19 protein-coding genes are annotated in these 20,761 nt (G+C 29.5%); 11 read left to right on the forward strand and 8 right to left on the reverse strand.

Going from position 1 to position 20,761, the window contains the following annotated elements; genetic code table 11:
* The first annotated feature begins 28 nt into the window (after positions 1–28).
* A complete protein-coding gene (locus tag A7L45_RS09285) occupies positions 29–1,609 on the forward strand; it encodes an acyl CoA:acetate/3-ketoacid CoA transferase (protein WP_071612515.1) in 1,581 nt (526 codons plus the stop codon).
* 47 nt (positions 1,610–1,656) lie between these two features.
* Here the strand turns inward: A7L45_RS09285 and A7L45_RS09290 are convergent, their stop codons facing one another.
* Complete coding sequence (locus tag A7L45_RS09290; RefSeq protein ID WP_071612516.1) at positions 1,657–2,307, reverse strand: hypothetical protein; 651 nt, start codon at positions 2,305–2,307, stop codon at positions 1,657–1,659.
* 270 nt (positions 2,308–2,577) lie between these two features.
* On the opposite strand from A7L45_RS09290, the gene A7L45_RS09295 reads away from it, so the two are divergent.
* From A7L45_RS09295 to A7L45_RS09330, 9 genes are all read left to right on the forward strand, one after another.
* Positions 2,578–3,387: an undecaprenyl-diphosphate phosphatase gene (locus A7L45_RS09295; RefSeq protein WP_071612517.1), complete on the forward strand. Its 810-nt coding sequence runs from the start codon at positions 2,578–2,580 to the stop codon at positions 3,385–3,387.
* Positions 3,388–3,580: 193 nt separating this feature from the next.
* Positions 3,581–4,582: a phosphodiester glycosidase family protein gene (locus A7L45_RS09300; RefSeq protein WP_071612518.1), complete on the forward strand. Its 1,002-nt coding sequence runs from the start codon at positions 3,581–3,583 to the stop codon at positions 4,580–4,582.
* Between the two features lie 17 nt (positions 4,583–4,599).
* On the forward strand, positions 4,600–5,616 hold the full coding sequence (locus A7L45_RS09305; protein ID WP_071612519.1) for a hypothetical protein: 1,017 nt from the start codon (positions 4,600–4,602) through the stop codon (positions 5,614–5,616).
* A 118-nt stretch (positions 5,617–5,734) separates the two neighbouring features.
* Positions 5,735–6,838, forward strand: coding sequence for a serine hydrolase domain-containing protein (locus tag A7L45_RS09310; RefSeq protein ID WP_071612520.1), 1,104 nt, complete (start codon positions 5,735–5,737; stop codon positions 6,836–6,838).
* A gap of 31 nt (positions 6,839–6,869) precedes the next feature.
* Entirely contained in the window at positions 6,870–7,403 is a 534-nt protein-coding gene (locus A7L45_RS09315) for a DUF4352 domain-containing protein (protein ID WP_071612521.1), read from the forward strand.
* 90 nt (positions 7,404–7,493) lie between these two features.
* A complete protein-coding gene (locus A7L45_RS23185) occupies positions 7,494–7,643 on the forward strand; it encodes a hypothetical protein (RefSeq protein ID WP_169829587.1) in 150 nt (49 codons plus the stop codon).
* Positions 7,640–8,851: a D-alanyl-lipoteichoic acid biosynthesis protein DltD gene (gene dltD, locus A7L45_RS09320; protein WP_084647417.1), complete on the forward strand. Its 1,212-nt coding sequence runs from the start codon at positions 7,640–7,642 to the stop codon at positions 8,849–8,851. The genes A7L45_RS23185 and dltD (A7L45_RS09320) overlap by 4 nt, the downstream gene beginning before the upstream one ends.
* A 247-nt stretch (positions 8,852–9,098) precedes the next feature.
* A complete protein-coding gene (locus A7L45_RS09325; protein ID WP_084647418.1) occupies positions 9,099–10,073 on the forward strand; it encodes a leucine-rich repeat domain-containing protein in 975 nt (324 codons plus the stop codon).
* Positions 10,074–10,434: 361 nt separating this feature from the next.
* Positions 10,435–11,292 carry a polysaccharide deacetylase family protein gene (locus A7L45_RS09330; RefSeq protein ID WP_071612524.1) on the forward strand — a complete coding sequence of 286 codons (858 nt, stop codon included), beginning with the start codon at positions 10,435–10,437 and terminating at the stop codon, positions 11,290–11,292.
* Between the two features lie 208 nt (positions 11,293–11,500).
* Here A7L45_RS09330 and dltD (A7L45_RS09335) read toward each other — a convergent pair whose 3' ends face one another.
* The 4 genes from dltD (A7L45_RS09335) to dltA are packed head-to-tail and all read right to left on the reverse strand — an operon-like array spanning position 11,501 to position 15,575.
* Complete coding sequence (dltD, locus tag A7L45_RS09335) at positions 11,501–12,700, reverse strand: D-alanyl-lipoteichoic acid biosynthesis protein DltD (protein WP_071612525.1); 1,200 nt, start codon at positions 12,698–12,700, stop codon at positions 11,501–11,503.
* Positions 12,697–12,939 carry a D-alanine--poly(phosphoribitol) ligase subunit DltC gene (gene dltC / locus A7L45_RS09340; protein WP_071612526.1) on the reverse strand — a complete coding sequence of 81 codons (243 nt, stop codon included), beginning with the start codon at positions 12,937–12,939 and terminating at the stop codon, positions 12,697–12,699. The genes dltD (A7L45_RS09335) and dltC overlap by 4 nt, the downstream gene beginning before the upstream one ends.
* A gap of 14 nt (positions 12,940–12,953) precedes the next feature.
* Entirely contained in the window at positions 12,954–14,099 is a 1,146-nt protein-coding gene (gene dltB, locus A7L45_RS09345; RefSeq protein WP_071612527.1) for a D-alanyl-lipoteichoic acid biosynthesis protein DltB, read from the reverse strand.
* A complete protein-coding gene (dltA, locus tag A7L45_RS09350) occupies positions 14,100–15,575 on the reverse strand; it encodes a D-alanine--poly(phosphoribitol) ligase subunit DltA (protein ID WP_071612528.1) in 1,476 nt (491 codons plus the stop codon).
* Positions 15,576–15,946: 371 nt separating this feature from the next.
* Here dltA and A7L45_RS09355 point away from each other — a divergent pair, with 371 nt between their 5' ends.
* The gene (locus A7L45_RS09355; RefSeq protein WP_071612529.1) at positions 15,947–16,453 is read left to right on the forward strand and encodes a hypothetical protein; all 507 of its coding nucleotides are present in this window, start codon (positions 15,947–15,949) and stop codon (positions 16,451–16,453) included.
* A gap of 112 nt (positions 16,454–16,565) precedes the next feature.
* On the opposite strand, the gene A7L45_RS09360 is transcribed toward A7L45_RS09355, so the two are convergent.
* The 3 genes from A7L45_RS09360 to A7L45_RS09370 form a co-directional block, all read right to left on the reverse strand.
* Positions 16,566–17,867, reverse strand: coding sequence for a cytidylate kinase family protein (locus A7L45_RS09360; protein ID WP_071612530.1), 1,302 nt, complete (start codon positions 17,865–17,867; stop codon positions 16,566–16,568).
* A gap of 41 nt (positions 17,868–17,908) precedes the next feature.
* Positions 17,909–18,325: a MarR family winged helix-turn-helix transcriptional regulator gene (locus A7L45_RS09365; protein WP_071612531.1), complete on the reverse strand. Its 417-nt coding sequence runs from the start codon at positions 18,323–18,325 to the stop codon at positions 17,909–17,911.
* A gap of 241 nt (positions 18,326–18,566) precedes the next feature.
* Positions 18,567–20,555 (reverse strand): methyl-accepting chemotaxis protein, encoded by a 1,989-nt coding sequence (locus tag A7L45_RS09370; protein WP_071612532.1) that lies wholly within the window; start codon positions 20,553–20,555, stop codon positions 18,567–18,569.
* Positions 20,556–20,761 lie beyond the last annotated feature (206 nt).

Raw genomic sequence — 20,761 nt, forward strand, 5'->3', positions numbered from 1 at the left:
ATAATATTGTAAAAGGGGATGCAATTGTATGAAAATATTAAAAGCTAGAGAAGCTGCTGAATTAGTAAAAGATGGCGATTGTATTGTAACTGATGGGTTTGTTTGCAGTTGTTGCCCTGAAACTCTTACTATAGCTTTAGAAAAACGTTTTTTAGAAACAGGTAAGCCTATAAATTTAAATCTTATGTATGCTGCGGCTCAAGGTAATCAAAAAGGAAAGGGTGCGGATCATTTTGCACACGAGGGAATGATTAAAAGAGTTGTGGGTGGTCATTATAACATGTCACCAGCTCTTGGAAAACTAGCTGTAGAAAACAAAATAGAGGCCTATAATCTTCCACAAGGAACTCTTGCTCAATTGATGAGAGATATTGCTGGTAAAAGAGTTGGCACAATAACTCATGTAGGATTAAACACATTTGTTGATCCTAGAATTGAAGGTGGAAAATTAAATGACATTACAACAGAAGATATTGTAAAGGTAATTGAAATCGAAGGTGAAGAGAAGTTACTATATAAATCATTTCCAATTAACATCTGTTTTCTAAGAGGCACATATGCTGATGGAAATGGAAATATCACTCTAGAAAGAGAAGTAGCTACTCTTGAATCAACATCTATTGCTCAAGCAACAAAAAACTGTGGCGGAATAGTTGTAGTTCAAGTTGAAAAAGTAGTAGCTAATGGCAGCCTTGATCCAAGGCTTGTAAAAATTCCTGGAATATATGTAAATTATGTTGTTGTCTCGTCTCCTGAGGAACATGAGCAATGCTTTGGAGTTGAATACAATCCAGCTTGCACAGGCGAAATAAAAGCATCGATGGATTCAATTGAAAATACACCATTAGATGGTAGAAAAATAATAGCAAGAAGAGCTGCGTTTGAGCTTGAGGCTAATAGCGTTGTAAATTTAGGAATTGGAATACCTGAGGTAATATCAGCAGTTGCGAGTGAAGAGGGTATTTGCGATTATATGACACTTACAGTAGAAGCAGGAGCAGTTGGTGGAGTACCTCTAGGTGGTTCAGCTTTTGGTGCATCAGTAAATCCACAAGCAATTCTAGACCAAGCCTACCAATTTGATTTCTATGATGGCGGTGGAGTCGACTTAGCATTTTTAGGACTCGCTCAAGTTGATAAAGAAGGAAACTTAAATGTAAGTAAGTTTGGTACACGTATTGCAGGATGTGGTGGATTTATCAACATAACCCAAAATGCAAAAAAAGTTATGTTTTGTGGAACATTTACGACTCAGGGACTTAAAGAAGAAGTAAAAGATGGAAAGCTTGTTATAAAACAAGAAGGTAAGATGGTTAAATTTATTGAGAAAGTTCAGCAAATTACTTTTAGTGGGAAATATGCACGAAAAGTAAATCAGCCAGTAATGTATATTACAGAGAGAGCGGTGTTTGAACTTAAAAAGGATGGGCTTTATCTTACTGAAATAGCACCAGGTATTGATTTGCAAAATGATGTTTTAGATTTAATGGATTTTAAACCTAAAATGGATGGAACACCGAAACTTATGGATGAACGTATTTTCTATGATAGACCAATGGGCTTAAAGGATATTACTTCTCAATTAAAAGAAGTACATATAGGCAAGTAATTTAAATATATGAAAGCTGGTGAATTAATTCACCAGCTTATATATATTTAAGGTGTGTATTGCCCTTCTATTTTTACAACTATATCATTTTGAGTATAGATATAACATAACATATGTTCATTCATACTATTAGTGACACGTTTGAAAGTAGAGTAAGTAGTAGGTTGGTTACTAATATCATTGTTAAGTGGATTTATCAAAAATCCAAGAACGTTTAGTGCGGCAGTACTCGCTATAACATAGTTTTTTATAGTTTTGTTGTTATTAAAAATATAGTAATCATCATATACGTAATATTTTCCATCTTCATATAGGGCATTTCCATCATTTTTAGCTGCTTCAATAGCATCATTTCCTATTAGAAAATTTACATCATCAAAGCTCAAATATCTCTTGCCATTTTTGTCATATACATTAGAGATATAACCAATCTGCTTTGATTTTATTATTGCTTTATTATTAACTATAGAATGCGCTTTCGTTTCTTTTAATGGTACTTTTTTAGAAAGAGAAAATGTTCCTTTTTGATATACTAATTCTTTTAAATTAACAGAGCTCTGCTTAATGTTTTGATGAAAATTGTCAACTAGTACCATGTTTTTAAAATAACCTGAGGTTAATACTAAAATAACAACGCAAGTTACAATAGCTAGTATTATTGAAATTTTTACTTTGGGTCTATTTAAATTAGAACTCATAAAATATTCACCCCCTTTTATAATCAAATGACTAACATCATTATTATTGTATTCGTAAAGATATTACTTTTATAACAAAAGTAACTGTTATACTAAATCATCTCCTGAGGAGCCACAATATTAACTGCATTTTAATCTATTCTTAATGTTGCCGATATAATATATATAATATGGAAAGGGGATAAATATCTTAATGTTTTTAATATTTTAATTAAAGGAGAAAACATTTCGAAATTCTAAAAAACGTTTATACGAGGGTGAGTGAAATTTATGATATTAATATTTAAATCAATAATAATGGGCATAGTTGAAGGTATAACGGAGTTCTTACCGATTTCTTCAACTGGTCATATGATCATAGTAGGTCATTTTATCAATTTTACAGGTGCGTTTGCTACTTTATTTGAAATTGTTATTCAACTTGGAGCAATTCTTGCAATTGTAGTGCTTTATCGGGCTAAGTTATGGGATTCTTTGAAAAATCTAAAACCAGGTCAATCAGGATTTAAGCTTTTGACTAATGTTATTGTAGCATTTATGCCGTCAGCAGTATTGGGACTTATATTACATAAGAAAATTGAAGCAGTTTTGTTTGGACCAGTTCCTGTACTTGCCGCATTAATAGTTGGTGGTATTTTAATGATATTGGTTGAAAATAAATATAGAAAAAGAGATATAATAGGAAGTGTTGATAGCATAGTCCTTCCGCAAGCTATACTTATAGGATGTTTTCAGTGCCTTGCCCTATGGCCAGGTATGTCAAGATCAGCATCAACGATAATGGGAGCATGGATTGTTGGGCTTAACAGCGTCGCTGCAGCAGAGTTTTCATTTTTCCTTGCAATACCTACAATGATTGGAGCAACAGCTCTAACTTTATTTAAAGCTAAAATTGCACTTACTTTAATAGAAGTAATATCTTTAATAATAGGCTTCGTTGTATCTTTTATAGTAGCTATTGTAGTTGTAAATAAATTTATAACTTTCCTAAAGAATAAGCGTATGAGAGTATTTGCTGTGTATAGAATATGCCTTGGTGTGTTTTTATTGGTACTTGTATTTATAAATGTTTTAAAATAAGTTGTTGACATTGAATCTCTTCACTTTTGTGGGGAGATTTTTTACTATTATAAATATAAACTTGTTATTGTAAATTGAGTGAAGATATGTCACAATAGTGTAATGTTATATGTGCTTATATTATTTTATTATTTAGTGGTAACACTTAATTTTAAGTTTTATATGAAATATTTTGAAAACATAGGAGGCAAAGATGGGAGCTAAGAATATATCACAGCGAAAACGAAAAAAAAATTATAAACTTAGAAATTTTATATTTTATTTGGTTTTTATATTAGTATTTACAGGAGTTAGTGCTCCATTAATTATATTTCATGGTCCTTTTACTAATGTAAAAAAAACGATTGTAGATGCAGCAATGACTACACTTAGTCATCAATGGATTGCAAAGCTATTTTTATCTGATGCAGAAATTCAGAAAATTCGTAATGAAGATACAGTTCAAGTTATGCAGCAGGGTAATAATATCAAGTTTAGCAATAGCCATGACAATAGTATTGAAAGATATAATATTTCAAGTGGAATAAAGTTCAAAGGATATTTACTTATTATTAAAGATCCGACTAGAGTTAAAGTTGGCTACAGTAACAAACTTGGAACCCAGGGAGAGTTAACAAGCCAGATAGCCCAGGATAATGGTTCTATAGCAGCTGTTAATGCAGGAGGCTTTTCTGATTCTTCCTCAAAGAATACGAAATGGACTGGCACGGGAGGAAAACCGACGGGTATTATTATGAGTAATGGTATTGTTAAAAATGATGATACAGAAAACAAAAAAGTTGATATTACGGCTATTACAAAAGATGGAAAACTTATTATTGGACTTCACAGTTTGAATGAGTTAAAGACACTTGGTGTAACCGAAGCGGTCTCATTTGGGCCAGCCCTTGTAGTTGATAATCAGGGAATGATAAAATCTGGAGATGGTGGTCAGGGAATTGCACCGAGGACAGCAATTGGTCAGCGCGCGGATGGTGCTATATTATTGCTCGTTATTGACGGAAGAACAACTAAAAGTTTAGGTGCATCACTTAAAGATGTACAAAACGTAATGCTTGAATATGGAGCATCTAACGCCTCTAATTTAGATGGTGGCTCATCAACCACAATGTATAATAATGGTAGTGTCATTAATAATCCTTGCAATGCACTTGGCGAAAGAGCCGTTCCATCAGCTATTATTGTTAATCCTTAACAGATAGGAGAGTAACTATGAAAAAAGTATTTAAAAAAATGATAATATTAATAATCATTTCATTAATCGTACAAAGTGGGGGACTTTTCTATTTGAATAATTACTTTTTAACTTCAAATTCTGCTTTGAAATCTCAAAAGGTAGGAGACTCAGCGGAAAGTAAGAAAACGTCTGTTTCAACCTTCAAAGTACCAAGTGACGCCACCACTATAAATGTTTCTTATGATGCAGGATATATTTCATATTATTTGAATAATCAGCTATATGTTGTTAATACTATAACAAGTAAGAGCGTTAATGTATCCTCTTCTAATGGAGTTAAAATATCATTTTGTAAATGGCTTCCGGATAGAAACAGAATGCTAGTTGTAGAAACTCAAAATAGAAACCTTTCATTGTCATATTATGATGCTACTAAATCACAAAAGGATAAGGTATCTGATATTTTAATGGTTAGTTCAGGTTCAGTTGTAAAAGATATTGAAGCATCAACTTTAACAATGGTATTTTATATAAAGGTGAAAAATGGTTATAAGAATTATTCTATATATTGGCTAAATATAATGAAATCAAGAAAAAAAATTGTTACTAAATCTCAATATGTAGGAAATATTGGAGTGATACCTCATGAAGATAAGATGGTGTACGAAAATTTAACCAATAACAAGGTTTATGCAACTGGGCCAGACCATGCCTTGAACTTTAGTGGATCTACAAAATCATGTTTACTCGCAATAGATAATAATGATCAGGTTTATGTTGGAAATGTTGATAGGAGTAATAAAATCGATAAGATATATTATGGTAAATTGGGTGGTGAATGGAAGTCACTTCCATTAAGTACAGCAGTAAGTAAAGATAACTTGTTTGTCACTGGTAGTGGTAAGGTTTATAAAAATGATAAGATTAAATCTGTGGTAACAGAAATCCAAACAAATAAAGAAACAACATATAAAGGTACATTCCTTCAATCATATAGTTCTGGAGTTGCATCATTAAGTGATGGGAATTTAGTTAAAACACCTTTCAATTAAACTAAGAGTATATTATTTTAAGTTAAATAATGGAATATTCCAATATATAATTGAAATATGTAAATAGGTGATTGATGATTAAGAATTTTTCCTGTTAATAATTTGGAGGAATATAGTTATGGTAAAGAAAATTATACTAAAAGCAGTAGTTTTACTATTTATATTTATGATATTATTAATAGGATGTGTAAGTGATACAAGTCCGCTAATGAAGAGTGGGAAAATAAGGAATAGTGATATTAAAGCTAAAATGTCTAAATATATAGATGATTATTCTCCAAAAGATAAATTTAGCGGTACGGTTATTGTTGCGAAGGATAATAAGATTATATTAGATAAAGGGTATGGAATGGCAGATTATAATAATGAAATTATGAATAAATCAAAAACAGTTTTTGATATTGCATCCATAACAAAACAATTTACGGCTACAGCAATTTTAATGTTACAAGAAAAGAACCTTTTAAGTATCCAAGACACAGTTGATAAATATATTCCTAACTATCCAGAGGGAAAAAAAATAAAAATATATAATCTTCTCAGTCAAACCTCAGGAATTATTGATTATAGTCAACCTTCGGAAAAAGCAAAACTTACCTATACACCATTGGAAATTATTGAACTTTTTAAAAATGAACCACGCAAGTTTGAAACTGGAACAAAGTATGAGTACAGTAGTTCAAATTATATATTACTTGGATATATAATAGAAAAGGTGTCAGGTATGAAATATGAACAGTATTTAGAAAAGAATATATTTAAACCTTTAAAATTAAATAATACCGGATTTTTAAGCAATAAAATGAGTATAAAGAATAAAGCAATAGGGTATGCTCTGTCTGGAAATCCAGGCAAATATATACCAGCATCGAATGAAGAAAACTCAACATTATACTCTGCTGGAGGCATTTATTCAACGGTTAATGATTTATATACATGGGAAAATGAATTATTTGAAGGGAAATTAATTAGTAAAGAGTCATTAGATGAAATGCTTACACCATTATTAAACACTTATGGATATGGATATGGATTGATTATTAGTAAAAATGCTATGGAAGATAAAATGGTTTGGCATAATGGAACTCTATCAGGCTATTCATCATATATAGGGAAAAACATTAATAAAGACTATGTATTCATTATACTTAGCAATAAAGGTTCATATAATGTTGTACAAATGGTTTCAGGATTAACAGATATCCTAGAAGTGGAAAAATAACTTAAAATAAGTAAATTTAAAGGAGATATTAATGAACAAGAATAATTGTATAATAATTTCCAGCGTAGTAGCTATAGTTGTAATTGCTGGAGGGTTTACTATGGATAATATAATAGGATCAAACAGAATTAAAAAGAGCGAGAGCACACACGTAGCGAGCGTATTAGTACCAACTGCTAAAGACTTTTACAAGGTGGGGGATACAGTAAAAATTAATGATATATCTCTGAAAATTGATAAAATACATACAGCAAATGGAAATAAAGCAAATAGGCCAGATGCAGGATTAGAATATCTAATTGTGACCATAACAGTTAAAAATGAAAGTAACAGGAATAGAAGCTATGGTGATGATTTTCAGATGCAAGATGATAAAGGGAAAATTAGTGATCCCATAGTAACAATGATGGCTAATAACCACATATTTAAGGGTGGTAATCTAGCGCCTAAAGGTGAGTTTACAGGAACTCTGACGTTTCTAACAGTAAAGGATGCTAAAGGTTTGAGTTTAAATTACAATTGGGATACATTGAGACACAAGATAGTTCGTTTTAAATTAAACTAAGAGCAAAAATAATATATTTAAAATTTTTTCGGTTCGTGGTATTACATATATATTTTAAGGATATTTATTCAAATTTAAGGGGGGATTTATATGAATGAATTAATTTATAGTATACTCGAAGAAACAATAGAAAATAATTTTAATCTTAAACTTGATCCTATGGTTATGGGAAGAAAACAAATAGAAACTCCTAACATAATTATTGAATTCGTTCAAATTCTCTCTAAATGTGAAATATGATGAGGAAGCTCAGAGTTTTTGTTTGCTGTATTTTTATTGTCACTATTATAAGTGGTGGCCTATTATTTTGTACTCAAAGTTATTATGAAGGTCTTATTTCAAAAAAATATTATGATGAGTTTGGAGAAAATTTAACAGTACAAAAATTTAAAAGTCCGATACTTCAAAGCATGGGAGCAAGGCAAAACGATAATCTTTTAATGTTTGGGTCCTCTGAATTTGTTCACACCATCGGATACTATACTCAACCCATTAAATTTTTCAATGGCAAAAAAGATGGTTTTCAAATAAATCTTATTGGAAAAGGAGGTTATACCTGCTTAATACATGTTGCTAATTTTGGAGCATTAGGCACTGAACTTAAGGATCAAAAGGTGGTTTTTGTAGTGTCTCCACAATGGTTTTTAAAGGGAGGGGTTAGTGGAAAGGATATTGAAGCTAATTCTTCTGAACTACAGATATATGGATTTTTGTTTAATAGGAAAATAAGCTTAGCTACAAAACAAAAGTTTTCTAAAAGAATAATGTCAATTCATTACTCGAAAACCAATAAAAACTTTGATATTATTAGGAGATATTGCTCTCTTTATAGTAATAAGGACTTAATGAGTACATCTAAGAGGTACTTATTGACACCCTACTACTGGATAAGATATGAATTGTTAGTTTTGCAAGATGACATATCTAGCAATAAATATCTTAAGTCTAATTCTAAACTTACAAAATATATTAAGCCTTTGCGTACAAATATTAATTGGAATGACGAGTTAAAAAAAGCTTCGAGCATTGCTAAATCAAAGTCTAATAATAATAAATTTGGAATGGATAACATTGCGTATAACAATTCATTTAAAAAAAACCTTCAAAAAACAAAGGGATCTATGAAGAATGACTCTTATAAGGTATCACCAGAATATGAGGATTTTAAATTGCTGTTAGATGTTTGCACGGAAGAAGGAATTAAACCATTATTTTTAAATATTCCTGTAAATGGAAAGTGGTATGACTATGCTGGATTTAATAAAAGTGATAGACTGGCTTATTATAAGAAGATAGATAATATGGTTAGTTCTTATGGTTTTGAAGTTGCTGATTTTTCAAACTATGAAAATGAAGAACATTTTTTAATGGATGATTCTCATATAGGATGGAAGGGGTGGATTCATGTTAACGAAGCAATTGATAAATATTATAACAAAAATAATTAGTGTAAAATAAATTGCAGGATTTAATAATATATGAAAGGTTAGATTATTTTTTGAACCAATATAACATCCATATCTTTAAGAAGATATGGATGTTATATTTTTTTTCTGAATTTATGTGAGACTTCCATTGTGAAATTTATTAAAATTGAAAATAAAAAAAGGAATATAATGGAATACATAGAATTGGTATATTATGTAATTGAATTAACGGTGAATATAAAATTCAAAACATTAAAAATAAATTTCAATGATTAAAAAAGTTTCAAATTCAATAAATTATTTAGAAGGAGCTAATTATATGAATTGTAAGCAGTGTGGAGAGATATTATCTGAAGATGGTAAAGTATGTCCTAGTTGTGGTACTAACGAAGACATAAAAAATTTACAAACGTTAAATGATGATTCAGAAGACAAAATCAATAATTCTAAAAATTACATCTTAATCTTTAAAAAAATTATTTTTAATAAAATAACAATTGCTGTTTTAATTTTCTTGATAATAAGTTCAGTAGTTGTTAAAGGTAAACTCAAAGTTTTAAATAATGATAATATAGAAAGTAAACCAGTACAACAAAACAATTTGATCGGTACAAATCATAATAGGAATTTGGACAAGGCAGCTAGAGATAAAGATGTTATTATATTCCCTGATAAAAATTTGGAAAAGGTAGTTAGAGGTGCTATTAAGAAATACGATGGAGACATTTTAAAAGGTGATGTCGTTAAGATAAAAGAGTTAAAGGCTTCTAACACAAACATAAGTAACCTTTCAGGTATTCAAAATTTAACCGAATTAACTTTGTTATATTTATATAATAATAAAATAGAAAATATAGATGATTTAAAGGGACTTACTAAGTTAAATGTTTTAGATTTATATAATAATAAAATCGAAAACATTAATGCTTTAAAAAAGCTCACTAATTTAACAACATTATATTTATGGAATAATAAAATCGACAATATAGATAGTTTAAATGGGCTTACTAGGTTGACTGTATTAGACTTATGGGGTAATAAAATCAACAATATTGATGCCTTAAAGAGACTTACCAATTTAACTGTATTGGATTTATCTGATAATAAAATAAATAATATAAATAGTTTAAAGGGGTTTACTAAATTAAATGCGCTATATCTAGGAACTAATCCAATTACAGATTATTCAATAACAAGTTCTTATTATAGCGATCTAGAAGATAAGGATTTTATATTACAATAAAAAATTTAAATATTCAAAAGATATATTAAAATATCCTCCGCTTGATAACTACTTTTCGATAATAATTATTGAAAAGTAGTTATTTTTACGTTCTTAAAATAATGATATAACATTGTATAAAAATTTATAATTTGTATTAATATAAGAATTTATTGATTAATTTATATTATTTGTAAAAATCTTGACAATATTAGTAGTTGAGTATTATTATTAAGTAATGGTAAAATTAATGTTTAAAAACCAAACCTACAATACATTCTGAAATAATATAACGATAAAGGTCTAGGTATTTAACGTATCAAATAATTTGAAAGGAGAGTCATTTAGAATTTAAATTATAATATGAATGGTGTGATAAATTATGATGAAACTTAAAAGTAAGAGAAAAATAGTAATTATTAAAAAGGAAAGATTTATTTTAGTAATATCAGTATTTATTATACTTTTGTGTTTAATATTTTATATTGGTAGTAAAGTAACTTCTAAGAAACAGGTAGTTAATAATGTTAACACAACAAAAGTTACACTACCACAACCGCGAACTGATGTAAATATGAATGCAAGAGAAGTTAAATCTATTAATAAAGAATTAAATTCGGATTCTTCAAGTACAAATGTTTATAATTCAGATGGACATAAAATAGCCTATCTAACTTTTGATGATGGGCCTTGTGATAAGACTACCCCAGGAATTTTAAAAGTTTTAGATAGTTATAATATAAAGGCAACCTTTTTTATAGTTGGTAGTTATGCAATAAAGTATCCTGATTTAGTAAAAAAAGAAGCAATGGATGGTCAAGCTATTGGAAACCATACGTATTCGCATAATTATAATTATCTTTACTCTAATACTAACACATTTTTAAGTGATGTTAATAAATGTGAGACCACATTAAAATCAATACTTGGTAGTGATTTTAATAGTAAGTTAGTAAGATTTCCAGGTGGGTCAGTTGGTAAGAAGTTGGAACCTTTTATAGTGGCACTTAAAAGTGATGGATACCATTATATTGATTGGAACGACTTAACGGGGGATGCAGAGGGTCAAAACATACCAGTAGATATGTTATTAGCTAATCTTAAAAAGAACACTGAGGGAAAGGGACATGTGGTTATTTTAATGCATGATCTTTCAACAAAGGCAACAACTGTACAAGCACTACCAAAAGTTATTGATTATTTAAAATCTAAGGGATATTCATTTAAAACGCTTAGTTAAATTATCTCCTGGGTCGCATTGTCTTCCCGATTTTTGGGCATAATAAATCCCTCAATCATAGGTTTAGTATCCTACAATTGGGGGATTTTTGTAATATTTTATTTAAAATTGATTATATATATAAGTGATTTTCACATCTGACTGAAATAAAAACAAATAACTGCAACCTAATATGACAGTGGTATAAATAATTATCATAAAAATCATATTAGTTTTTATCTTTGTTATAATATTTATCAATAGCTTCATTAACATATACCCAACCTTTCCAGCCTATGTGTGCACTATCCATTAGAAAGTAATTTTCATTTTCATATTTTGAAAAATCAGCAACTTCAAATCCATAAGAACTAACCATATTATTTATCTTTTTATAATAAGCTAACCTATCATTTTTATTATATCCAACATAGTCATACCACTTGCCATTTACAGGAATATTTAAAAATAATGGTTTAATTCCTTCTTCCTTGCAAACGTCCAACAGCAATTTGAAATCCTCATATTCTGGAGAGCTTATACATAAAGTGTTATTAGTAGATATCTTTGTTGTTTCAGGGTTCTTTTTAAATGAATGATCATATACCCTATTGTCAATACCAAACTTATTATTAGTAGACCTTGACTTAGCAATTTTTGAAGCTTTTTCTAATTCTGTGTTCCAGTTAGTAATTGTATGTGGTGGTTCTAAACCATTTACAAGTTTAGGGTCGGACTTAAGATATTTATTGCTATTTATTTCATCTTTTAAAACTAATAATTCATATCTTAGCCAGTAATAGGGGGTCATTAAGTACCTTTTAGAGGTACTTAATAAGTCCTTATTGCTATAAAGGGAACAGTATTCTCGCATAAGAGCAAAGTGCTTATTGACCTTTTTACCAGAAATCAACACTATTCTTTTAGAAAAATCTTGTTTTGTAGTTAAACTGATATTCTTATTAAACAAAAATCCATATACCTGTAGTTCAGATGAATTGGCCTCAAAAGTATTTTCATCAATACCTTTTTTTACAAACCATTGTGGGGAAAGTACGAAAACTACCTTTTGTCCCTTAAGTTCATTGCCTAGTGCTCCAAAATCAGCAGCATGTACTAAGGATTTATACCCTGCTCTTCCTATAAGATTAATTTGAAAACCATCTTTTTTACCATTAAAAAATTTAATGGGTTGAGTATAATATCCAATAGTGTGTTCAAGTTCAGAAGAGCCGAACATCAAAAGATTATCATGCTGCCTTGCCCCCATGCTTTGAAGTATTGGACTTTTAAATTTATGCTCAGTTAAATTCTCTCCAAACTTGTTATAATATTTTTTTGAAATAAGACCTTCGTAATGGCTTTGATAAATAAATAAAAAACCAAAACAGATAATAATAGAACAAATAAAAGTTATCACCTTTTTCATTCTATTTTACTATTAGAGAGAGCTTTAAGGTATTCAATTAGTTTATTTGGTGTCTCTATATCATTTCTTCCAACAATAGCAGGATCAAGTTTAATGTTAAAGTTATCCTCTATAGCTACAATAAGTTCAATTATTCCTAATGAATCTAATCTCCCGCTGTCAAATAAGTTCTCATTACTCTCTTCACGTAAATCCTCGCCAGTAATTTCTTCTAGTATATTATAAATTGTATCTTCCATATAAATGCCTCCTTTTATTTAAATAAAAATCCTGAAAATATTAAAAAGCTAAAACATACTAAATTAAAAGTTAAAAAAGTTGAAGCAATTTTAAAATAAACTTTTTTCTTGTGTTTTTTGTAGAATGATTTTCTCTGAAAATAATCTGTAACTATAATTAAAACACCATGAAAGGCACCGTAAACAATATAATTAAGTTGAATTCCATGCCATAGCCCCATGGTTATCATGTTTATCATGAAACCAATATAGGAGGCTGTATATCTACTCTTGAACCACTTTTTCTTAATGGCAGTCATTACGAATCTATTATAAATAAAATCTCTAAACCAAAAAGATAAGCTCATGTGCCACCTGTTCCAAAATTCTTTTATATCTTTACTTATAAATGGAAGATTAAAGTTATCAGGTGTTTTTATTCCCATTATGTAACTTACACCTATTGCGATTAAACTGTAACCGGCAAAATCAAAAAACAGATAAAAACTATAAGAATACATATATGTAATCGTATTTAATAATGTGTGCGGTCTTAATAAGATTACGTTAATAAAATGCGTTTGTATATAAAATCCTATCAGAAATTTATATCCTACTCCTTGTAAAATCTTAAATATTCCATCGCCTAAATATTCAACATATTGTCTGGAGGTTATAACCTTGTTGCTTTCCTCCGTAAATCTAATTGAACGGTCAATAGGACCAGAACTTAAGGTTGGAAAAAACAATATAAAATAGGCTAAATCAAACACATTTATTTTAGTAATATACCCGTCATAAATTTGTATTAATATCTGAATAATTTTAAAAGTCAAATAAGAAATTCCTAAAAATCCAAGTTCTTCGTGTATAAATATATTGCCCAGTTTGGAGTATAGTAATGGTGATAGACCTATTACTATCATTATCCAAAGTAACCATCTTTGTTTAAACTTTTTTACAATAAAGCTGTAAAATATAATTAATAAAAATTCCATTATAAAAAATAAAATTAAGTATTCAGCTTGTTGTTTTGACTTACCAAAAATCAAGTAAATCATAAGTAAGCTTGCGGGTAGCCCGTACCACTTTATCCTTTTGCCAAGTAAACCAACAATAATCGCCGGGATTAAGGCCAAGATCATTAAATAGAAATATAAAAAATCTCCATAAGGAGTCATCTAAAATTCCTCCATTATCTTTTTTCTGTCTATTTTGCCATTAGCGTTCATTGGTAAAACTTTTATTACCTTTACTTTACGCGGTATCATATACGAAGGTAATAAGTCCCTTAAGAATTTTTTAACTGTTAGAATTATGTTTCCTTCAAATTTATCATTTAATACTACTGCTGTTACTAAATATTTAATTGTGCCTTTTTCTTTAATAGGTACTACAACTGCATTTTTTATAAAAGGAAGTTTTCTTATATTATTTTCAATATCTTCAATTTCCACTCTATAACCATGAAGTTTAATTTGATTATCTATTCGACCCTCATAATATAATAGACCATTAACAGTATAACCCATATCTCCTGTTCTGTATCCTCTTTTTTTTACACCAGAAATTTCTCTTTTAAAGAAGAATTTTTCTGTTAATGTAGGGTCAGCAAAGTAACCTACACTTACACTATCGCCTAATATTAATATTTCATTTGTATTTTCTTCTATGATTATTTCACAGTCTTTTTTCACATATCCAACTGGAAGAGTTTCTTTACTTAAAAGCATTTCTTTTTTTATTTCAACTGCAGTTACTGCAACGGTTGCCTCTGTTGGACCATAAAAATTTATTATCTTAATTGTAGGGAATCTTTCAAATAATTTTTTTACGCATTCCTTGGAAAGAGTTTCTCCACAAAATAACATTTGGTTCAATTTAGGCAATAATTTTTCATTAAACTGTTCACTTTGTAAAGACATTTCTGCGAAAGATGGAGTAGAGACCCAGGTTGTAATCCCGGAAGATTTAAAATTTACAAAAAGTTCAGGTAAATTAGCTATCATATCTTTATCAATACTATATAGTATTGAACCAGAAACCAATGATAAGTAAGTGTCCATTACAGATAAATCAAAAGAAAAAGGCGCTTGATTCATGAATATTTTATCATTCTCATTGATTAGAGTTATACTCCAATCAATGAAACTTTGAATGCAATTTTTTGTTATCTGAACTCCCTTTGGTTTGCCAGTGCTTCCTGAAGTATAGATTATGTAATAAATATCTTCACCCTTAAGCCTATAACTTATATTGGGTATTTTATTTTCATATTGCAATAGCCTTTTTTCTAAATCAATCTTATTTAGTACTATATTTGCAGGAAGATCAGATAAGTCATCTGATGTATTTATAATTAATTTAGCACCAGAAATAATTAAAATATCCTTAAGTCTTGTAAGTGGAGTCGAGATATCTAATGGAATATATGGATGTCCACTTTTAGCGCAAGCTAAAAAGCTTATAAGCATTAAATGATCCTTATGTCCATAAACTATTATAGGCGTTTTGTCTTTGCCGAATAAATTTATGAGATTTACAGCAAGTGAATCCGATTTTGTTTTAAGTTCGCTATAAGTTAAATTACTATTTTTATAAATATGAGCTACTTTATTAGTAGTACAATAATTTTCGATTGTATTAATAAAATCCATACGTCTTGTCCCCCTATACTTTAAAATCCATTTTATCATTTTGTTACATAACATAATAATTACATAATGATTACACATTAATCATACAAATCATAAAAATTACCCAAATTACACATGTTTTTTGACAATTATTAGCATAAAAGTAATCCATTAAATATGTCCTATGTCATTATAAGGCATATTTACAATAAAGGTGTGAATAAATTGTAAATATTATTTTAGAAAACGTTATATCAAGAAATTTAGTCCTATATTGTGTATTTTCAATAATAGAATAAACCCTGAGTCACAACATTATAGTAATAATTATAACAAATATGTTATAATTAGAATATAGATAAATAAAAAAATTATATGAGGGGGAATCATTAATGAAAGAAATGAATAAAACTGAATTGAAAAAATTGGATGGCAACGTGTCAGAATTTAAAAATAAATTAGAAAAATTTCACTTAGATATAAATTCTGAAAGCCCAATGCAGATTATATTAAAGGGAAATCTTTATATAGAATATGCGTTGAGAGAAAGACTGAAGAAGCACCTTAAGAATCCAGATATTTTAGACTGTGATAAGTTGACATTTGATCAATTGGCAAAATCAGTATTTTCATTAGGGTTGCTTCCAATTGATATATTTAAAACAGTTATGAAAGTAAATTATATAAGAAATTTATATTCTATTAATCTTAAGTATAATTTTAATGAAGAAGAGTATAGAAAACTTGAAAATACATTTTCACCTGATTTTAAGGAAATGTATTTAGTATTTTTGGGAACACACGAATATCCAGTAAGCACGTTAATAAAATTACAGACTGCTATATTTACAATATGGCAATTAATTTTAAATAGATATAATGTGCTAGAAAATATGTAATTCCATAAGGTAGTTCAGGATTAAAATAATAAGGTTATATTCCTAAATCATATTTTTAGGAATATAACCTTATTTTTTTATTGCATTTTGTATTTCTTTTATTAAATATCTATTATTTATTAGCTTCTTTTCCTTTAATGGCTTCTTCAATTAATTCAGTAGTTTTATCTAGTCCAAAAACCGCACTATTAACCGTCAAATCATAGTTCTTAATACGTCCCCATTTACGTTCCGCATAGATTTGATAATAGGTTTCTCTTGCCCTATCAGTTTTGTGTAGCGTTTCTTCGACATTTTCCTCTGATATTCCATATTCATATTGAATACGCTTCATTCTATTTGCTTTATCTGCATGAATAAATACATGGAAGCTCCCTTTGAAATCAGCTAAAATGGAATCGGAACAATGTTCCATAATTACACAAGATTCGGTATTTGCAAGTTTCATAATAGCTCTCTTTTCTGATTCATAGATAGCATTTAGAGGATCTTTCTCCTTTTTAGAAAAGGCGTATCCTTGAGATAATAACTGATTTAACAACAAATTTGGAACAAATTGATCATTTTCTGCAATGAATTTTTCAGAAAGACCTGTTTCTTCGGCAGCTGTTTTTAATAATTGCGTGTCGTAGAAAGAAATACCTAAATCAGCTGCTATTTTTTTACCAATATCTCGCCCTCCACTACCATATTCACGACTAATTGTCACTACTAGTGGATGAATTTCTTGAGCAGTTGTTAAAACTTGACTCGTATTCACAGTTATCGAGTTACCTTTAAATACAGCATCCATAAAACTTAAACGCTTGTTAATTAAACGAACAAGGGTTCCAACTAATAAAGCAGCTAAAACTGTTCCTTCTCTTATTCCATTTAGTCGATGAAAAAGAATAAAAGAAAAAAGAAAACCACAAATTACAAGTGTAACATCGAAAGCTACTTTTAATTTTCCAAATTCCTTCTTCGTAACTATTGAGATGGCGCTAACTACCCCTTCACCAGCCATCATGACAACATCGGCAGTTACTTCCATACTGACTCCAAGAGCAAGAATTAAACAACTAAGTACAAATAGTCCTACTTGAGCAGGATAACTGGTCACATTTACCCATGATAACAATCCCATAGTAAAATCGGTAAAATAGGCAAATAAAAAAGCTACCACAACTTGAAGTAGCTGGATTGACTTAAATTGTTTTCTTAATAATAAAATTTGAAAAATAATAAATAATAAATTCATTAAGAAAGTAAATTGCCCAATGGTCATAGGCAATCCCAAACTCAACACGTATGGCACACATGAAATCGGAGACGTTCCTAAATTTGACCTGGTGGATAACACAACACCCACCGCCATCATGAATAACCCTAAAATAAAAAATAAATAACGTTTCACTATCTCACGAATTGACATTTTAAAGTTCACTCTCCTTCACTTTTTTTATTGTTTTGTTTCTAATCAGATAAATTATCAAACATCTTTGTTAGTAGACGAAGCGTTCCTTCTTGCTGCTCAACTGTAAAACCTTCAAAGGCTTTCTTTCTCACTTCTTCAAAAATTTTTAAAACTTGTTTGGTTACTATTTCTCCTTCATTTGTTAAAGAAACATGTAAAGAACGTCGATTACCATTTAGCTGTTTTCGTTCAATCAGATGAGCCTTCTCCATTCTGGCTAATAAATTAGTGACCGTTGCTGGCTCTATTTCACAAGCTTTGGCAATTTCCTTTTGCTCGCAGCCATTGTGATATTCTAGAAATTCCAAAATTTTTGGTTGACCTGGGGACAATCCTAAGGTACTTGTTTGTAACAAAATTTTTTTGTTACAAAGTGTGTGACAAAGCCGTAAAATGTAATGCAGCTCTTTGTTCATGTTTAGTCCCTCCTTTTGATTAGAGATATAATAATTAGAAAGCTAACTGTTATATTATATATCTAAATAAAAAGTGAGTCAATCTTCAAGAGCAAAAGTGCCTACGTCTCGCTTTTTAATGAAGAAGAGTATATAAAAGTTAAAATAAAAGGTAAAGACCAGAGGAAATGATAAATCACTACCTCTGGTCTTTACCTTTTAGATATAAATTATGATATGTTTTCTTAGATGTTTTATTATATTAGACTTTAAATTTGTCAACTGCGTTTTCTAGTTTATTCACCAATTGTTTCAAATCTTCTGCATGAGATTCTGCCTTATTTATTGCTAATAATTGTTCAGCAGTAACAGCTGAAACTTCTTCTGTAGCTGCGCAAGTTTCTTCGGCAGCTGCAGAGATATTAGTTATATTAGCAACTATAGCTTCTTTTTTATTTGTCATATTCTCACTAAATTTACTTATCTCATTCATCTTATCCATTAACGCTTTAAAAGATTCAGATATATCTTTAAATTGTTCTCCGGTTTGATATACAGCCTCATTTTGCTCTTCAACTATGATTTGAGTATTTTCCATAACTGTTACAGCAAATTTTGCGTTGGTTTGAACTTCGGTTATCAAGGTTCCAATCTGATGAGTGGCGCCAGAAGATTGTTCCGCCAATTTACGAACTTCATCAGCTACAACTGCAAAGCCTCTACCACTTTCTCCGGCTCTTGCAGCCTCTATAGCAGCATTTAGTGCTAGTAAGTTAGTCTGTTTAGCTATATTATCTATTGTTTCTATTATTACACCTATCTTCTGGGAGCTTTCATCAACTCTCTGAATTACTTCACTTACATCTTTGTTAGCCTTATTATTCTCATTATTTTTATCTGAAAGTAATTTAACTACCGACCTACCTTTTGTAGTGATTTCAACAGTGTGGTTAGAAATGTCCTTCATTTCACTAGCAGCTACAGAAACATGTTCAATATCTTGAGTTATACTAGAAATTTCACTTACACTGCTTTCAGTATCTTTAGCTTGCTCCGTAGCGGTTATAGCTATGTCTTCAATAGCTTTGGCAACTTCCTCTGAAGCAAGTGCAGTCTGCTTAGTTATGTCAGTAAGGGAGTTAGATGAATCTAATAGAGTTCCAGAAGAATTTTTTATTTCTCTAACTAAATCACCAATACTACCTATCATATAATTAAACTTATTAGAAATTTGACCGAACTCGTCTTTCCTTTCTAAAATATTTCCTTGTAATGTAGACTTAGCTAGATGACCTTCTGACGCAAGCGAAATTTTCTCCGTTATGTTTTTAAGTGGAGTTGTAATATAAATGGAAAGGAAATTCGCTATAATTAAAGATAACAATAATGCACCTGCAATAATAACCAGCATAATCATTATAATCAAATTTAATTCATTAAAGGCCTCACTGGAATTTACTTCAACTATTACACCCCAATTAATCTTATCAATAAATTTATAGGTAGATAGTTTAGCAACATCGTTACTTGCGTATTCGATTTGACCAGTTTGTTTTTTTATAACTTTAGCTACAGGGCTAAGCTTTGTTAAATCCGTAAGTTGGTCGGCCAGTTTCTTATTACTATGGCCAATTGCTTTTCCAGATCCATCAACTAAATAAACTTGTCCTGATTTTCCATAACTTTCTTTTGTTACTAAATCACTAAAAACATCTAGTGAAAGGTTAGCAGCTAATACACCTACAACTTTTCCGTTTTTCAAAATAGGAGTAAAACATATTATTATTGGTTTCTTTGTAGTACCAGATATCAATACATTAGAAAAACCAGATTCACCCTTCATTCCCATTTTATAATAATCTCTATTAGATCTATCTGCTAGATTATTCTTTCCCATAGAACTATAAAACATCATACCTTTTGGATCTAATGCTGTAAAATCTAAAATCATTGGGAATTGCGTTCTAAATGTTTTACAGATACTATCAAGTTTGTTGAAATCCATAGATTGGACTTCATCTGTAGCGACTAGACCAGTCATCAAACTTTGAATATCATTTAGTGTTAATTTTATTTCTTTTTCAACAGCATTTGCCTTGTCCATTTGTTGAGTATAAGCACTTTTCTTCATAATACTTGAATTTTTTACTCCAATAATTAAAGTAGATATAATAAGTGGTATTATAATAATAATTACGATAATAATTGAGATTTTAAATTTAAAGCCCCTTATAGTTTTGATTTTAATCACTCCCCTTATAATTTTATAAATTTACAAAACTGTATATATATATTCGACATAATATTGTCAAATCCTTTTAAATTTTACATTTAAATATGCTTTAAATAAACAAGTATAAAAAAGAAACACAAAAGCTTATTCTCACATTATTTTATATAATTTTTTAATTATTCCGTTTATGATAAAAAAGATACGTTTAAGGATATTATGGTTGT

It is taken from the genome of Clostridium estertheticum subsp. estertheticum (genome assembly GCF_001877035.1).
Classification (GTDB): Bacteria; Bacillota; Clostridia; order Clostridiales; family Clostridiaceae; genus Clostridium_AD; species Clostridium_AD estertheticum.

What these genes read in the sequence shown, in the direction of transcription:
- A7L45_RS09300 (WP_071612518.1), top strand. Translation starts at nt 3,581, where the DNA reads ATGGGAGCTAAGAATATATCACAGCGAAAACGAAAAAAAAATTATAAA.
- dltD (WP_071612525.1), bottom strand. Translation starts at nt 12,700, where the DNA reads ATGAAAAAGGTGATAACTTTTATTTGTTCTATTATTATCTGTTTTGGT.
- A7L45_RS09365 (WP_071612531.1), bottom strand. Translation starts at nt 18,325, where the DNA reads ATGAACAAAGAGCTGCATTACATTTTACGGCTTTGTCACACACTTTGT.
- A7L45_RS09285 (WP_071612515.1), top strand. Translation starts at nt 29, where the DNA reads ATGAAAATATTAAAAGCTAGAGAAGCTGCTGAATTAGTAAAAGATGGC.
- dltA (WP_071612528.1), bottom strand. Translation starts at nt 15,575, where the DNA reads ATGGATTTTATTAATACAATCGAAAATTATTGTACTACTAATAAAGTA.
- A7L45_RS09325 (WP_084647418.1), top strand. Translation starts at nt 9,099, where the DNA reads ATGATTAAAAAAGTTTCAAATTCAATAAATTATTTAGAAGGAGCTAAT.
- dltD (WP_084647417.1), top strand. Translation starts at nt 7,640, where the DNA reads ATGATGAGGAAGCTCAGAGTTTTTGTTTGCTGTATTTTTATTGTCACT.
- A7L45_RS09360 (WP_071612530.1), bottom strand. Translation starts at nt 17,867, where the DNA reads ATGTCAATTCGTGAGATAGTGAAACGTTATTTATTTTTTATTTTAGGG.
- A7L45_RS09290 (WP_071612516.1), bottom strand. Translation starts at nt 2,307, where the DNA reads ATGAGTTCTAATTTAAATAGACCCAAAGTAAAAATTTCAATAATACTA.
- A7L45_RS09330 (WP_071612524.1), top strand. Translation starts at nt 10,435, where the DNA reads ATGATGAAACTTAAAAGTAAGAGAAAAATAGTAATTATTAAAAAGGAA.
- A7L45_RS09310 (WP_071612520.1), top strand. Translation starts at nt 5,735, where the DNA reads ATGGTAAAGAAAATTATACTAAAAGCAGTAGTTTTACTATTTATATTT.
- A7L45_RS09355 (WP_071612529.1), top strand. Translation starts at nt 15,947, where the DNA reads ATGAAAGAAATGAATAAAACTGAATTGAAAAAATTGGATGGCAACGTG.
- A7L45_RS23185 (WP_169829587.1), top strand. Translation starts at nt 7,494, where the DNA reads ATGAATGAATTAATTTATAGTATACTCGAAGAAACAATAGAAAATAAT.
- dltC (WP_071612526.1), bottom strand. Translation starts at nt 12,939, where the DNA reads ATGGAAGATACAATTTATAATATACTAGAAGAAATTACTGGCGAGGAT.
- dltB (WP_071612527.1), bottom strand. Translation starts at nt 14,099, where the DNA reads ATGACTCCTTATGGAGATTTTTTATATTTCTATTTAATGATCTTGGCC.
- A7L45_RS09315 (WP_071612521.1), top strand. Translation starts at nt 6,870, where the DNA reads ATGAACAAGAATAATTGTATAATAATTTCCAGCGTAGTAGCTATAGTT.
- A7L45_RS09295 (WP_071612517.1), top strand. Translation starts at nt 2,578, where the DNA reads ATGATATTAATATTTAAATCAATAATAATGGGCATAGTTGAAGGTATA.
- A7L45_RS09305 (WP_071612519.1), top strand. Translation starts at nt 4,600, where the DNA reads ATGAAAAAAGTATTTAAAAAAATGATAATATTAATAATCATTTCATTA.